This is a genomic window from Streptomyces sp. NPDC096046 (assembly GCF_040303285.1).
Taxonomy (GTDB): Bacteria; Actinomycetota; Actinomycetes; order Streptomycetales; family Streptomycetaceae; genus Streptomyces.
In genome coordinates this window covers 9,048-22,868 of sequence record NZ_JBEOSZ010000035.1, presented here as the reverse complement: position 1 = coordinate 22,868, position 13,821 = coordinate 9,048, and the positions used below count along the sequence as shown (strand labels likewise).

The 13,821-nt window shown below is 74.2% G+C and carries 11 protein-coding genes and 1 pseudogene; 9 read left to right on the top strand and 3 right to left on the bottom strand.

Annotated features, from left to right (window positions below; translation table 11 throughout):
* The first annotated feature begins 12 nt into the window (after positions 1–12).
* Positions 13–1,128 (top strand): allantoicase, encoded by a 1,116-nt coding sequence (gene alc, locus ABTX62_RS26165; RefSeq protein ID WP_352118497.1) that lies wholly within the window; start codon positions 13–15, stop codon positions 1,126–1,128.
* 57 nt (positions 1,129–1,185) lie between these two features.
* Here the strand turns inward: alc and ABTX62_RS26160 are convergent, their stop codons facing one another.
* Complete coding sequence (locus ABTX62_RS26160) at positions 1,186–1,929, bottom strand: SDR family oxidoreductase (protein ID WP_352118496.1); 744 nt, start codon at positions 1,927–1,929, stop codon at positions 1,186–1,188.
* A 578-nt stretch (positions 1,930–2,507) separates the two neighbouring features.
* Here ABTX62_RS26160 and ABTX62_RS26155 point away from each other — a divergent pair.
* Complete coding sequence (locus ABTX62_RS26155; protein ID WP_352118495.1) at positions 2,508–3,134, top strand: dihydrofolate reductase family protein; 627 nt, start codon at positions 2,508–2,510, stop codon at positions 3,132–3,134.
* 54 nt (positions 3,135–3,188) lie between these two features.
* Here the strand turns inward: ABTX62_RS26155 and ABTX62_RS26150 are convergent, their stop codons facing one another.
* The gene (locus tag ABTX62_RS26150; protein WP_352118494.1) at positions 3,189–3,389 is read right to left on the bottom strand and encodes a hypothetical protein; all 201 of its coding nucleotides are present in this window, start codon (positions 3,387–3,389) and stop codon (positions 3,189–3,191) included.
* Between the two features lie 169 nt (positions 3,390–3,558).
* Between ABTX62_RS26150 and ABTX62_RS26145 the strand changes: the two genes are divergently transcribed.
* Both ABTX62_RS26145 and ABTX62_RS26140 read left to right on the top strand, forming a co-directional pair.
* Positions 3,559–4,842 carry a sensor histidine kinase gene (locus tag ABTX62_RS26145; RefSeq protein ID WP_502998014.1) on the top strand — a complete coding sequence of 428 codons (1,284 nt, stop codon included), beginning with the start codon at positions 3,559–3,561 and terminating at the stop codon, positions 4,840–4,842.
* Between the two features lie 145 nt (positions 4,843–4,987).
* A complete protein-coding gene (locus tag ABTX62_RS26140; protein WP_352118493.1) occupies positions 4,988–5,665 on the top strand; it encodes a response regulator transcription factor in 678 nt (225 codons plus the stop codon).
* Between the two features lie 32 nt (positions 5,666–5,697).
* Here the strand turns inward: ABTX62_RS26140 and ABTX62_RS26135 are convergent, their stop codons facing one another.
* On the bottom strand, positions 5,698–6,705 hold the full coding sequence (locus ABTX62_RS26135) for a Gfo/Idh/MocA family oxidoreductase (protein WP_352118492.1): 1,008 nt from the start codon (positions 6,703–6,705) through the stop codon (positions 5,698–5,700).
* A gap of 128 nt (positions 6,706–6,833) precedes the next feature.
* On the opposite strand from ABTX62_RS26135, the gene ABTX62_RS26130 reads away from it, so the two are divergent.
* From ABTX62_RS26130 to ABTX62_RS26110, 5 genes and pseudogenes are all read left to right on the top strand, one after another.
* The gene (locus ABTX62_RS26130; protein WP_352118546.1) at positions 6,834–7,571 is read left to right on the top strand and encodes a GntR family transcriptional regulator; all 738 of its coding nucleotides are present in this window, start codon (positions 6,834–6,836) and stop codon (positions 7,569–7,571) included.
* 108 nt (positions 7,572–7,679) lie between these two features.
* Positions 7,680–8,828 (top strand): ROK family glucokinase, encoded by a 1,149-nt coding sequence (locus ABTX62_RS26125; protein WP_031106526.1) that lies wholly within the window; start codon positions 7,680–7,682, stop codon positions 8,826–8,828.
* Positions 8,825–9,406 (top strand): sugar kinase, encoded by a 582-nt coding sequence (locus tag ABTX62_RS26120; protein ID WP_352118491.1) that lies wholly within the window; start codon positions 8,825–8,827, stop codon positions 9,404–9,406. The genes ABTX62_RS26125 and ABTX62_RS26120 overlap by 4 nt, the downstream gene beginning before the upstream one ends.
* A 150-nt stretch (positions 9,407–9,556) precedes the next feature.
* On the top strand, positions 9,557–12,397 hold the full coding sequence (locus ABTX62_RS26115; RefSeq protein WP_352118490.1) for an SCO1167/SCO6262 family helicase: 2,841 nt from the start codon (positions 9,557–9,559) through the stop codon (positions 12,395–12,397).
* Positions 12,394–13,821 (top strand): annotated as a pseudogene (locus ABTX62_RS26110) (hypothetical protein); the annotation flags it as partial. The gene ABTX62_RS26115 and the pseudogene ABTX62_RS26110, both read left to right, overlap by 4 nt.

Below are 13,821 nucleotides of genomic sequence, written 5' to 3'. Positions count from 1 at the left end.
GACCTGATCACCGTGACGGCGATTCCCAGTTTCACCGGCGACGCGAACCCCTACGGAGGCGGTGACCCGTACGCGGACTACCGCACCGCCGACTTCCCCTTCACCCGGTACACCGACCTCGCCGACCGGCGCCTCGGGGCCGGTGTCATCGCCGCCAACGACGAGTTCTTCGCCCAGCGCGAGAACCTGCTGGTGCCCGGGCCCGCCGAGTTCGACCCCGAGCACTTCGGGCACAAGGGCAAGATCATGGACGGCTGGGAGACGCGCCGCCGCCGCGGCGCCTCCGCAGACCACCCCTGGCCGACGGCCGAGGACCACGACTGGGCGCTGGTGCGCCTGGGCGCACCGGGCGTGATCCGCGGGATCGTCGTCGACACCGCCCACTTCCGCGGCAACCACCCGCAGGCCGTCTCCGTCCAGGGCACCCGCGTGGCGGGTTCCCCCTCGCCACAGGAGCTCCTCGGGGACGCCGTGAAGTGGACGACCCTCGTCCCGCGCACCCCGGTCGGCGGCCACGCGGCGAACGGGTTCGCCGTCGAGGTCGAGCAGTGCTTCACCCACCTGCGGATCAACCAGCACCCCGACGGCGGTATCGCCCGCCTGCGCGTCCACGGCGAGGTGATCCCCGACCCGGCCTGGCTGGAGGCGCTCGGCACCTTCGACGTCGTCGCCTTGGAGAACGGCGGCCGGGCCGAGGACGCCTCCGACCTCTTCTACTCGCCCGCCACCAACACCATCCAGCCGGGCCGCTCCCACAAGATGGACGACGGCTGGGAGACCCGCCGCCGCCGGGACCGCGGGCACGACTGGATCCGCTACCGGCTGGCCGCACAGGCGCAGATCCGCGCCCTGGAAATCGACACCGCCTACCTCAAGGGCAACAGCGCCGGCTGGGCCTCGGTATCCGTCAAGGACGGCGAGGACGGCGACTGGCAGGAGATCCTGCCCCGCACCCGCCTCCAGCCCGACACCAACCACCGCTTCGTCCTGCCGGCGCCGGCCGTCGGCACGCAGGCGCGCGTCGACATCTTCCCGGACGGCGGCATCTCCCGCCTGCGCCTGTTCGGCTCCCTGACCCGGGAGGGGGCGAGCCGGCTGGCCGCCCGCCACCAGGAACTGGGTGGCTGACCCTCCCGACGACCGTGGGGCGCCCCGGCCGGAGAACACCGGCGCGCCCCACGTCCCTCACGCCGCGTGACCGCCGTCGACCGAGAGCTCGGCACCGGTCACATACGGCGCCCCCGCCAGATACGCGACCATCGAGGCCACCTCGTCCGCCGTACCGAACCGGCCCAGCGCCGTCATCGCGGCCTGGCCGGCCGCGTACGGCCCGTCCGCCGGATTCATGTCCGTGTCGATCGGGCCGGGAAGGACGAGGTTCGCCGTGATCCCGCGCCCGCCCAGCTCCCGGGCCAGTGCCCTCGTCAGCCCGGCCAGGGCCGCCTTGCTCGTCGTGTAGAGCGTCCCGCCGGGTCCGGGCACCCGCTGGGCCATGCAACTGCCGATCGTGATGATCCGCCCGCCGTCGGGCAGCCGCGCGGCGGCCGCCTGAGAAGCCAGGAAGACGCCCCGGACGTTGACGTGGAGGACCCGGTCCACCTCGGCGAGCGACAGGGTCTCCAGCGGCCCGAGCACCCCCACCCCCGCGTTGTTCACCAGGATGTCGAGCCCGCCCAGCGCCTCGGCCGCCGCGTCCACCACCTCGGCCGCCGCGGCGGCCTCGGCCGCGTCCGCACGCAGCGCCACCGCCCGGCGCCCCAGCGCCTCCGCCGCCCGGACGACGGCCTCGGCCGCCTCCTTGCCGTTCACATAGGTGACGGCCACGTCCGCGCCCTCCCGGGCGAGGCGCACCGCCGTCGCCGCGCCGATCCCACGGCTCCCGCCGGTCACGAGAGCCACCTTGCCGTGCAGAGTTCCTCGAGAAGTCATGGCTCCATCCCAGCGGCGGCACGGCCACGCCGCTGGCGGTGAACGGACGTCGAGGTCCGGGAGGGGAGGCCGCACCGGACGCCCGCCGTCCGGATCTACGGAACCTCTTCCACGACGGCGAACCCGACCGTGGAACCCCACCCCTGGCGGACCGTCGGGCGGCGGGCCGCCTCGCAGGCCCGGGTTCCGCCGGCGGCTTGGCGGGCTACCACGGGCGGGCTGCCGCCCGAGATGCCTCGCGGGTCCGGTTCCGTCGGCGGCTTGGCGGGCTGCCGCCCCAGGCCATGCCTCGCGGGGTCCGGGTTCCGTCGACGGCACGGGCGGGCTGCCGCCCGAGATGGCTCGCAGGTCTGGGTTCCGTCGGAGGCATGGTGGCTGCCGCAGCGAGCCAGGGGCACGGCACGGCTATGCAGGCCTGCCGGCCAGGGCCGCCCTGCCGGGCGTCGCGGCGGTGAGAAAGGGCATCCGGCGCCGTCGGCGCGCATAGGCGTGTCCGGCGCGGCGATGAGTTGCGGGTGCCGGTGGGGTCTGAACCCATGGCAGCAGATCCCGTCCGACCCGGAAGGAAGGCACCCGCCATGGGCAAGCTCGTCTCCACCCTCTTCGTCACCCTCGACGGCGTCTACCAGGCCCCCGGCGGGCCGCAGGAGGACACCCGCGGCGGTTTCAGCCACGGCGGCTGGAGCTTCCCCTACGCCGACGAGGACTTCGGCCGGTTCATCGGCGAGGTCTTCGCCCGCCCGGGCGCCTTCCTGCTCGGCCGCCGCACCTACGACATCTTCGCCACCTACTGGCCCAAGGTGACCGACCCCACGGACCCGGTCGCCTCCCGGCTCAACTCGCTGCCGAAGTACGTGCCTTCCTCGACCCTGACGGACCCCGGCTGGGCGGGCACCACGGTGCTCTCCGGTGATCTGGCCGAGGAGGTCACCGCCGTGAAGGAGCGCACCGACGGGGAGGTCCAGGTGCACGGCAGCGGCGCCCTCCTGCGGTCCCTGCTGGCGCTCGACCTCGTCGACACCCTGCACCTGCTGACCTTCCCGGTCGTGCTCGGCTCCGGGTTCCGGCTGTTCGCCGAGGGCGCCGTACCGACCGCGTTCGAGCATGCCGGAGGGAGCGTCACCGGCGCGGGCGTGTCGATCCAGAGCTACGACCTGAAGGGCCGCCCGGAGTACGGCGAGTTCGGGCTGCCGGAGGACGTGTGAGGGCGTCGCGCTGCTGAACCCCGCCGGAGCCCGGGCCGGGCGTCCGTGCGCCGCTCACACGGACTTCCGGCTCCCGGCCGCCGCGAACAGGGCGACGCCCAGCACGAGCAGCGCGACGCTCGCGTAGATCTCGTAGCCGTCCAGGAACCCCAGCCGCTGCACCAGGCCCCAGTTCCAGGCGGTGAACTCGTGCACCAGGCCCGCCACACCTTGCGCCAGGGCGAGGAAACCGAGAATCTCCAGTACCTGCTTCATGCCGCGAGCCTCGCCCCGCGGATCCTCCACGCGCATCGGCCGCGGGGCGCGGGCCCGGGGACGGAAGTCCCCGCTCCGGCGCCGCCGCGGCATCGAAAGTCTGCGGCGTGCCGACTTTGGTCGACGAACCGGCCCGGGGACGGGTGGAACGGGCCACCGCTGCGTAGATTTGTCGCTCGTGAGTGGTGACGAGGTGGGGCACGCTTCCCCGCTGCCGGTGGGCGAGGCGCCCGCGCTGTTCACCGGCCGCAGATGGTTCTTCCCGTCGGCGCTCCTGCACCAACTCGACCCCGACGCCGCACGGGCCGGGCGCCGACCCCGGCGCACCGCCCGCGACTGGGTCGTCGACTTCTCCTGCTTCCTGCTGGCCGTGCTGCTGGGCGTGGTGGCCGCGGACGCGCTGGCCGACAATCCCCACGTGCCGCCCGGACTGGCCGTCATCGACCAGGTGATCGGTGCGCTGGCCTGCGCTGCGGTCTGGCTGCGGCGCCGCTGGCCGCTGGGGCTCGCCGTGGCGATGACCCCCCTCACCTTCGTCTCGGACACCGCGGGCGGCGCCGGGCTCATCGCACTGTTCACCCTCGCGGTGCACCGTCCCTTCCGGTACGTGGCCTGGGTGGGCGGCGTCAACGTGGCGGCGGTGCCCCTCTACTACTGGCTGCGCCCCGACGCGGACCTTCCCTACGTGGTGAGCGTGCTGTTCGCCGGGCTGCTCACCGTGGCGAGCGTCGGCTGGGGCATGTTCGTACGGGCCAAACGGCAGCTCGTGGTGAGCCTGCGGGACCGCGCCCGGCGCGCCGAGACGGAGGCGCGGCTGCGGGCCGAACAGGCGCAGCGGCTCGCCCGCGAGGCCATCGCGCGGGAGATGCACGACGTGCTCGCGCACCGGCTGACGCTGCTGAGCGTGCACGCGGGCGCCCTGGAGTTCCGGCCCGACGCGCCCCCGGCGCAGACGGCGCGGGCGGCGGGCGTGATCCGGGAGAGCGCGCACGACGCGCTCCAGGACCTGCGGGAGATCATCGGCGTCCTGCGGGCGGGCGAGCCCGACGACACGGGCCGGCCGCAGCCCACGCTCGCGGCGCTGGACCCACTGGTCGCCGAGTCCCGCGAGGCCGGCATGAAGGTCTCCCTCGACCAGCGCGTCGAGGATCCCGCCACCGTGCCGTCCTCCGTCGGCCGCACCGCCTACCGGATCGCCCAGGAGGGTCTGACCAACGCGCGCAAGCACGCCCCCGGCACGGAGGTCACCGTGACCGTCACCGGCGCGCCCGGCACCGGTCTCACCGTCCGCGTGCACAATCCGCCGCCCGAGGGCGAGGTGCCGGCCGTCCCCGGCTCCGGGCAGGGCCTGATCGGCCTGACGGAACGGGCGACCCTGGCGGGCGGCCGACTGGAGCACGGACCCACACCCGAGGGCGGATTCGAGGTGCGGGCGTGGCTGCCGTACGGATGAGCGCCCGCCGCCCGGGCCGTCAACCCCCTTCGCCGGGCGGGGCGTCGGCGCGGGCCGTCAACCCCCTTCGCCGGGCGGGGCGTCGGCGCGGACCGTCACCCCGTCCGGGCCCGCCGCCCGGCCCGGCCGTGATTACGTGAGACCCATGACTGCGATCAGACTGCTCCTCGTCGACGACGACCCGCTGGTGCGGGCCGGGCTGTCCTTCATGATGGGCGGCGCCGACGACATCGAGATCGTCGGCGAGGCCGCCGACGGCGCCGAGGTGGAGGCCCTCGTCGACCGAACCCGCCCGGACGTCGTCCTCATGGACATCCGGATGCCGACGGTCGACGGTCTCACCGCCACGGAGCGGCTGCGCGTCCGCCCGGACGCACCGCAGGTGGTGGTGCTCACCACCTTCCACGCCGACGAGCAGGTCCTGCGCGCACTGCGCGTGGGCGCCGCCGGGTTCGTCCTCAAGGACACCCCGCCGGCCGAGATCCTCGCCGCGGTGCGCCGCGTCGCGGCCGGCGACCCGGTCCTGTCGCCCACGGTCACCCGACAGCTGATGCGGCACGCCGTCGGCACCGCCGGTGACACGCGCCGCACCCGCGCACGCGACCGCATGGCCGTCCTCAACGACCGCGAGCGGGACGTCGCCGTCGCGGTCGGCCGGGGCCTGGCCAACGCCGAGATCGCCACCGGCCTCTTCATGAGCGTCGCCACCGTGAAGACGCACGTCTCGCGCATCCTGGCCAAGCTCGACCTCAACAACCGTGTGCAGATCGCGCTGCTCGCCCACGACGCGGGGCTCCTGGAGGAGGAACGGGAAGAGCACTGACCGCCCGGCGCCGGCCCTCGGGCGAACCCGGGTCAGGCCCCACCGGGGATCTCCGCGAGGTGCACCGGCCTGCGCTCCCGCCGCGACAGCTCGCACGCCTCGGCGATCCGCAGCGCCTGCAGCGCCTCACGCCCGTCGCAGGGATTGGCCCGCTCACCCCGGACGACCTCGACGAACGCGTTCAGCTCCGCCTCGTAGGCGGGGCCGAACCGCTCCAGGAAGCCCGTCCACGGCTTGTCCGCCGCCGGCGGCCCGGTCGGCTCGGTGGACGCGATCGGCGTACGGTCGTCCAGACCCACCACGATCTGGTCGCGCTCCCCGGCGAGCTCCATGCGCACGTCGTAGCCGGCCCCGTTCATCCGGGTCGCGGTCAGGGTGGCGAGGGTGCCGTCGTCCAGGGTGAGCACCGCGGCCGCGGTGTCCACGTCGCCCGCCTCGCGGAACATCCGGGGGCCGGCGTCGGACCCCGCGGCGTAGACGTCCGCCACCTCCCGGCCGGTCACCCAGCGCAGCACGTCGAAGTCGTGGATCAGCGTGTCCCGGTACAGCCCGCCGGACAGCGGCAGCCACGCGGCGTCCGGGGGCGCCTGGTCGCTGGTGAGGGCCCGCACGGTGTGCAGGCGCCCCAGCCGTCCGGAGCGCACGGCCTCGCGGGCACCCGTGTAGCCCGCGTCGAAGCGGCGCTGGAAGCCCATCTGGAGAGCCGTGCCGGCCGCCTCGACCTCGGCGATCGCGTTCAGGGTTCCCGGCAGATCCAGTGCGATGGGCTTCTCGCAGAAGACCGGCAGGCCCGAGCGTGCTGCCCGACCGATCAGTTCGGCGTGGGCCGAGGTCGCCGTCGTGATCACCACGGCGTCGACCCCCCAGCGGAAGATCTCCTCCACGCCGGGCGCCGCCGTCTCGCCCAGCCGGTGCGCCAGGTCCTGGGCCCGGCCGGGGTCCGCGTCCGTGAGGATCAGGGAGCCGACGTCGCGATGCCGACTGAGCGTGTTCGCGTGGATGGTGCCGATGCGGCCCGTACCGATGACGCCGATGCGCATGAGAACAAAGTGCGTGCACAGCCCGTCGCTGTCAATCTGTATGTCCGGACAATCTGACTACACGACTTCCCGTCAACAACGCACGGAGCTACGCTCGGCCCGTGCCGAAACCAGAAGTGGACCCGACCGTGCAGCTCGAGCTGAGCGTGGACCGCAGCTCTCCCGTGCCGTTGTACTTCCAGCTGTCCCAGCAGCTGGAGGCCGCGATCGAGCACGGCACGCTGACCCCCGGCAGCCTGCTGGGCAACGAGATCGAACTCGCCGCCCGGCTCGGCCTGTCCCGGCCGACCGTCCGCCAGGCCATCCAGTCGCTCGTCGACAAGGGCCTCCTCGTACGCCGCCGCGGCGTGGGCACGCAGGTCGTGCACAGCCAGGTCAAACGCCCTCTGGAGCTCAGCAGCCTCTACGACGACCTGGAAGCGGCGGGCCAACGCCCGGCCACCCGGGTCCTGGTCAACGAACTCGTCCCCGCCCCGGCCGAGATCGCGGCCGCACTCGGAGTCGCCGAGGACAGCGACGTCCACCGCGTCGAGCGCCTGCGCCTCGCCCACGGCGAGCCCATGGCCCACCTCTGCAACTTCCTGCCCCCCGGCCTGATCGGCCTCGACACCGACCAGTTGGAGACGACGGGCCTCTACCGCCTGATGCGGGCAGCGGGCATCACCCTGCACAGCGCCCGCCAGTCCATCGGCGCCCGGGCGGCGACGACGGAGGAGGCGGAGCGGCTGGCCGAGGAGACGGGCGCGCCGCTGCTGACGATGCAACGCGTCACATTCGACGACACGGGCCGCGCGGTCGAGTTCGGCACCCACACCTACCGTCCGACGCGCTATTCGTTCGAGTTCCAGTTGCTCGTACGTACGTGAGGGCTGCGGGTGGCCGCGCCACGAGCCGCCGCGCACCCGCACCCGACGACGATCCGCGCCACCCCTGTGCTCCGCACCCCGCCGCCCCGTGAGGCAGAATCGGCGGCGATGAGCACCTATCGCGACTTCACCGCCCCCATCGGCTCCCGCCGTGCCACCGTGCTCCGCACCGTCGGCACCCGGGAGCGCCGCTCCCACCTGACGGCACCCCGCGTGCCCACGGTCGGCATCGACATCGGCGGCACGAAGGTGATGGCGGGCGTCGTCGACGCCGACGGCAACATCCTGGAGATGCTCCGCACGGAGACCCCGGACAAGTCGAAAAGCCCCAAGGTCGTCGAGGACACCATCGCGGAGCTGGTCCTGGACCTCTCCGACCGGCACGACGTGCACGCCGTCGGCATCGGCGCGGCCGGATGGGTGGACGCCGACCGCAACCGGGTGCTGTTCGCACCGCACCTGTCCTGGCGCAACGAACCGCTCCGCGACCGCCTCTCGGGCCGGCTCTCCGTACCGGTCCTCGTGGACAACGACGCCAACACCGCCGCCTGGGCCGAGTGGCGCTTCGGCGCCGGCCGCGGCGAGGACCACCTGGTCATGATCACCCTGGGGACCGGCATCGGCGGCGCCATCCTGGAGGACGGCCAGGTCAAGCGCGGCAAGTACGGCGTGGCCGGCGAGTTCGGCCATATGCAGGTCGTGCCCGGCGGCCACCGCTGCCCCTGCGGCAACCGGGGCTGCTGGGAGCAGTACAGCTCGGGAAACGCCCTGGTCCGCGAGGCTCGCGAGCTGGCCGCCGCCGATTCGCCCGTCGCATACGGGATCATCGAGCACGTCAAGGGCAGCATCGGGGACATCACCGGCCCGATGATCACCGAGCTGGCCCGCGACGGCGACGCCATGTGCATCGAACTGCTCCAGGACATCGGCCAGTGGCTCGGCGTCGGCATCGCCAACCTCGCCGCCGCCCTCGACCCGTCCTGCTTCGTGATCGGCGGCGGTGTCTCGGCCGCCGACGACCTGCTGATCGGCCCGGCCCGGGACGCCTTCAAGCGGCATCTCACCGGCCGCGGTTACCGCCCCGAGGCCCGCATCGTCCGGGCCCAACTCGGTCCCGAGGCCGGCATGGTGGGCGCCGCCGACCTCGCCCGGCTGGTCGCCCGCCGCTTCCGCCGCGCCAAGCGCCGCCGCGTGGAGCGCTACGAGCGCTACGAGCGGTACACACAGTCGCTCCGCAGTACCCAGGAGACGCCGTGACCGCCTCCCTGCCCCACCAGGGATCCTGGCCCGACGAGCGGGACCGCCCGGTCGAGGACCGCCGCCGCAGGAACCGCCGCAGGGCCCTCACCCTGCTGATCATCGTGCTGCTCATCGGCATTCCGGCCGGCTACCTCGTGATCTCCGCGAACCAGAGCCGTGACAGCGGCAAGGACAAGGAGGCCAAGTACTCGGCGACCGGCCTCACCGAGGGCTGGCCCTCCAAGCTTCAGCGCCGGATCTACCAGGTGCCCGTCCCGCACCCCGCCTGGCACGTGGCGTACTACGAGACCAACAACTGGAAGACCAGCCGCCTGTACACCCAGTTCGAGACCAACGCGGCCGGTCTGGACGCCTATCTGACCGGCCTGGGCGTGACCCGGAAGGATCTGAAGAAGGGCAAGATCACGATCGGCGCCCGGGACCGGAAGGTCACCGGCTGGAAGTTCGCCGCGAACGACGCGTGGTTCGGCTTCGTCCACCGGCAGAAGAATCCCGCCCCCACCCACGACGTGGTCGTGGACCTGTCCAACCCGGCGTACCCCTGGGTGTACGTCGTGTCCCAGACGGTGCCCTGAGCCCGCCGGAGCCGATGGGACAGTCCGGCGGGACATCGGTCAGACCCTGAGCCACGACCACCGGAACCCGCTACGAGTATCAATGTCAGACCCCGCCCGTAGAGTCGGAGACAACTGATCCGGCACGCGGGGCGGGAGGTGGCAGGACATATGGGCGAGACGGCTGAGACGACCGATCGGACGGCGGACCCCACGGTCCCGGTCCGGCTCCCGGCCGTCTTCCTGCCCGCGCCCCTTCCGCGCGACGGGCGCATCGCCTTCTGGGACCCCGAGGGCGAGGTTCTTCCGGCCGAGCTCCCGCCCGCCGAGGGCACCGAGCTGACCGTCGTCCGCCCGCACGGCACCGCCGGTGTCCGGCGCCGCACCACCCCGGCCCTGTCCCTCCCGCTGGACGCGGCCCTGCCCCTCCTCGTCCGCGCCCGGCACGACCCGGCGGCCCACCCGGCCACGGCCTGCTGGGGTGCGGCGGCCCTGCACGCCCTCGGACTGACCGCGCGCGGCCGGCTGCTGCCCGGCCTGACCGCCACGGGCCACGACGCCTGGCGCGCCGGTCCCCTCGACCCGGACGACGTCGCGCACCTGCGCGCGGTCGCCGCGGCCCTGCCCCACGAAGGCCATGCCGTCCCGCTGCCCGGCCCCGGCCCGCTCCGGCTGCCCGAACCGGAAGCGCTGGTGCGCGCCTTCCTGGACGCGGTCGCCGACACCCTGCCCCGCACCCCGGCCGCGCCGCACACCTCCGGCCGGCCCTTCGCGGCCCGCCAGGCCCAGCGCCTGCCGGCCGCCCACGACTGGGCCGCCGAGGTCGCCGCGGGCATGGACGCCGGCGTGCGCGTCTCGCTGCGCCTGGACCTGTCCGCCTACGACCTGTTCGACGACGCCTCCGACGGCGGCGCCGGCGCGGCGATCGTCCAGGTGCACAGCCTCGCCGACCCCACCCTCGTGGCCGATGCCGCGGCCCTGTGGGCGGGCGCGGCCGCCGACGCCTTCGGACCCCGCGCGCGCGTGGACGCGGCCCTCGCCGTCCGCCGGGCGGCCCGGGTCTGGCCCCCGCTCGACCGGCTCGCCGACCAGGACGTGCCCGACGTGCTGGCCCTGACCGAGGACGAGCTGAACGACCTGCTCGGCGTCGCGGCGACCCGGCTCGCCGCAGCCGGGGTCGCCGTGCACTGGCCGCGGGACCTCGCGCAGGACCTGTCCGCCGCGGCGGTGGTCCGTCCGGCCCCCGGCTCGGCGACCGACGGCACCGGCTTCTTCGAGAGTGAGGACCTCCTCCAGTTCCGCTGGCAGCTGGCCCTCGGCGGCGACCCGCTCACCGACACCGAGATGGACGCCCTCGCCGAGGCCCACCGCCCGGTCGTCCGGCTGCGCGACCAGTGGGTGCTCGTCGACCCGGCGCTCGTCCGCAAGGCCCGCAAACGCGACTTGGGCCTGCTCGACCCGGTCGACGCGCTGTCCGTCGCCCTCACCGGCACCGCCGACGTGGACGGCGAGACGGTCGAGGCCGTACCGGTCGGCGCCCTGGCCGCCCTGCGCGACCGCCTGACCGCGGGCATCCGCCCGGCGGAGCCGCCCACGGCTCTGCGGGCCACCCTCCGGGACTACCAGCTCCGCGGCCTGGCCTGGCTCGACCTGATGACCTCCCTGGGCCTCGGCGGCTGCCTCGCCGACGACATGGGCCTCGGCAAGACCGTCACCCTCATCGCCCTGCACCTGAAGCGGGCCCGCCGCGAACCGACCCTCGTCGTCTGCCCGGCCTCCCTGCTCGGCAACTGGCAGCGGGAGATCACCCGCTTCGCCCCCGGAGTCCCGGTCCGCCGCTTCCACGGCCCCGACCGCAGCCTCGACGGCCGGGACGGCGGTTTCGTCCTCACCACGTACGGCACCATGCGCTCGGCGGCCCCCGCCCTGGCCGAGCGCGCCTGGGGCATGGTCGTCGCCGACGAGGCGCAGCACGTGAAGAATCCCTACTCGGCCACCGCCAAGGCGCTGCGCACCATCCCGGCCCCCGCGCGCGTGGCCCTGACCGGCACACCCGTCGAGAACAACCTCTCGGAGCTGTGGGCCCTGCTCGACTGGACCACCCCCGGCCTCCTCGGCCCCCTGAAGTCCTTCCGCGCCCGGCACGCGCGGGCCGTGGAGAACGGCGAGGACGAGGAGGCGGTGGAGCGCCTGGCCCGCCTGGTGAGGCCCTTCCTGCTGCGCCGCAAGAAGTCTGACCCGGGCATCGTGCCCGAGCTGCCGCCCAAGACGGAGACCGACCATCCGGTGCCGCTCACCCGCGAACAGGCCGCCTTGTACGAGGCGGTGGTCCGGGAGTCGATGCTCGCCATCGAAACGGCCGAGGGCATGCCCCGCCGGGGCCTGGTGCTGAAGCTCCTCACGTCGCTGAAGCAGATCTGCAACCACCCGGCGCTGTTCCTCAAGGAGGAGCACACCCCGGCCGTGGGCGACCGGCTCGCCGCCCGCTCCGGCAAACTCGCCCTGCTGGACGAGCTGCTGGACACGCTGCTGGCCGAGGACGGGTCGGCCCTCGTCTTCACCCAGTACGTCGGGATGGCCCGCCTGATCACCACCCACCTGGCCACCCGCGCGGTCCCGGTCGACCTCCTCCACGGCGGTACGGCGGTCCCCGAGCGGGAGCGCATGGTGGACCGCTTCCAGGCCGGTTCGACGCCGGTCCTGGTGCTGTCGCTCAAGGCGGCCGGCACCGGCCTGAACCTCACCCGGGCGGGCCACGTCGTGCACTTCGACCGCTGGTGGAACCCGGCCGTCGAGGAACAGGCCACCGACCGCGCCTACCGCATCGGCCAGACCCAGCCGGTCCAGGTGCACCGCCTCATCACCGAGGGCACCATCGAGGACCGCATCGCCGAGATGCTCCAGTCCAAGCGGGCCCTGGCCGACGCGATCCTCGGCTCCGGCGAGTCCTCCCTCACGGAACTGACGGACCGGGAGCTGTCCGACCTGGTGTCCCTGCGGAGGTCGTCATGACCCCCAGCCCGGCCGACGAGGCCCGCCGCGCACTGCGCGAGGCCCGGGAGCGGGCGGCCAGGGAAACCGGCCCGGCACCGACTACCCGGCCGGGCCCGCCCCCGGCCGGGCGCGCCCCTGACCAGGGAACCCCCGGCCCGGCAGACGTGGCACGCGAGGCGCTCCGCAGGGCGGCGTCCGTCCGGGACGAGGCCGGTGACGATGTTCCCGATGCCGTTGGTGTCCCTGATGCCTGTGATGACTCTGATGTATCCGATATCACCGATGTTTCCGAGGCCGCCGGTCGGGAGGACGACTGCGGGGCCATAGCCGCCGACAGCCGCGAGGCAGACCAGGGCCCTGAACCCACCAGGGCGCCCGCGACCGCCGGTTCCTCCGAGACCGTCGATACCGCCGATGCCGCCGTGACCGTCGGCGGTGCGTCCGCCGATGCCGGCGAGGCCTCCGGTTCCTCGGAGACAGTGGGTGCTGCCGAGATCGCCTCCTCCGAGGCCCTTGATGCCACCGAAGCCGCCCGTACCGGTTCATTCGAGGCCGGCGATGCCAGTGAGATTGCCGATGCCTCGGAGACTGCCGGTGCCGGGGAGGCCACTGGTGCGCTGGGCGGCGTCGGCGCACCAGGCGTCGCCCCGGCAGCCGCGACGCCGGAACCCCAGGCACCCCACGGTGACCCTCGGACCAGCCCGGCCCCGGCGGGGACCGTCCCCACCGCTGCCGCCCCCGTGCGGCCTTCCGCCCGGGCAGGGGGAGCCGCGCCACGCGCCGCCGACATCGCCCGTGAGGCGCTGCGCGCGGCGCGGGACGACGCGCGGCGGGCCCGCGAGGAGACCGAGCGGGAAGGCGCCCGCCGCAGGCGCCGGGCCCGGCAGAGGGCCGTGGACGACAGAGCGGCGGCCGCACGGCGAGCGGGCGCGGACGCCCCGGCCGTGCGCGACGCCCGGCACTTGCTGTCCGACGCGTTCCGGACGCCGAACCCGCCCACCGACGACCACGAGCGAACCACCGAGCAGGCGAGCGCTCCGGCACGCATGGCCGACCTGCCGCACCGCTCCGCCGACAGAAGCCCGGACAGGCCGCACATCGAGTACGGCCAAGAGGAGCGGTACGGCAGTATCGACCCGGCCGCGCCCAGTCCGGAGAAGCCGCCCAGCGAGTACGACCCGGCCGCGCTCGGCCCTGGGGCGCCCGACCGGGCCGGAGGTCCGGGGACCGGTTCCGAGGTCTCGGCCGTGCCGACCGGGTCCGGTAGGGCGGCCGAGGTCTCGGTAGCGCCGACCGGGTCTGGTACGGCGGCATCGTCGTGCCCGGCCCTCGCCGGGCACAGGGACAGCCCTGGGGCGCCCGACCGGGCCGGAGGTCCGGGGACCGGTTCCGAGGTCTCGGCCGTGCCGACCGGGTCCGGTAGGGCGGCCGAGGTCTCGGTA

What these genes read in the sequence shown, in the direction of transcription:
- ABTX62_RS26115 (WP_352118490.1), top strand. Translation starts at nt 9,557, where the DNA reads ATGGGCGAGACGGCTGAGACGACCGATCGGACGGCGGACCCCACGGTC.
- ABTX62_RS26125 (WP_031106526.1), top strand. Translation starts at nt 7,680, where the DNA reads ATGAGCACCTATCGCGACTTCACCGCCCCCATCGGCTCCCGCCGTGCC.
- ABTX62_RS26140 (WP_352118493.1), top strand. Translation starts at nt 4,988, where the DNA reads ATGACTGCGATCAGACTGCTCCTCGTCGACGACGACCCGCTGGTGCGG.
- ABTX62_RS26150 (WP_352118494.1), bottom strand. Translation starts at nt 3,389, where the DNA reads ATGAAGCAGGTACTGGAGATTCTCGGTTTCCTCGCCCTGGCGCAAGGT.
- ABTX62_RS26155 (WP_352118495.1), top strand. Translation starts at nt 2,508, where the DNA reads ATGGGCAAGCTCGTCTCCACCCTCTTCGTCACCCTCGACGGCGTCTAC.
- ABTX62_RS26160 (WP_352118496.1), bottom strand. Translation starts at nt 1,929, where the DNA reads ATGACTTCTCGAGGAACTCTGCACGGCAAGGTGGCTCTCGTGACCGGC.
- ABTX62_RS26135 (WP_352118492.1), bottom strand. Translation starts at nt 6,705, where the DNA reads ATGCGCATCGGCGTCATCGGTACGGGCCGCATCGGCACCATCCACGCG.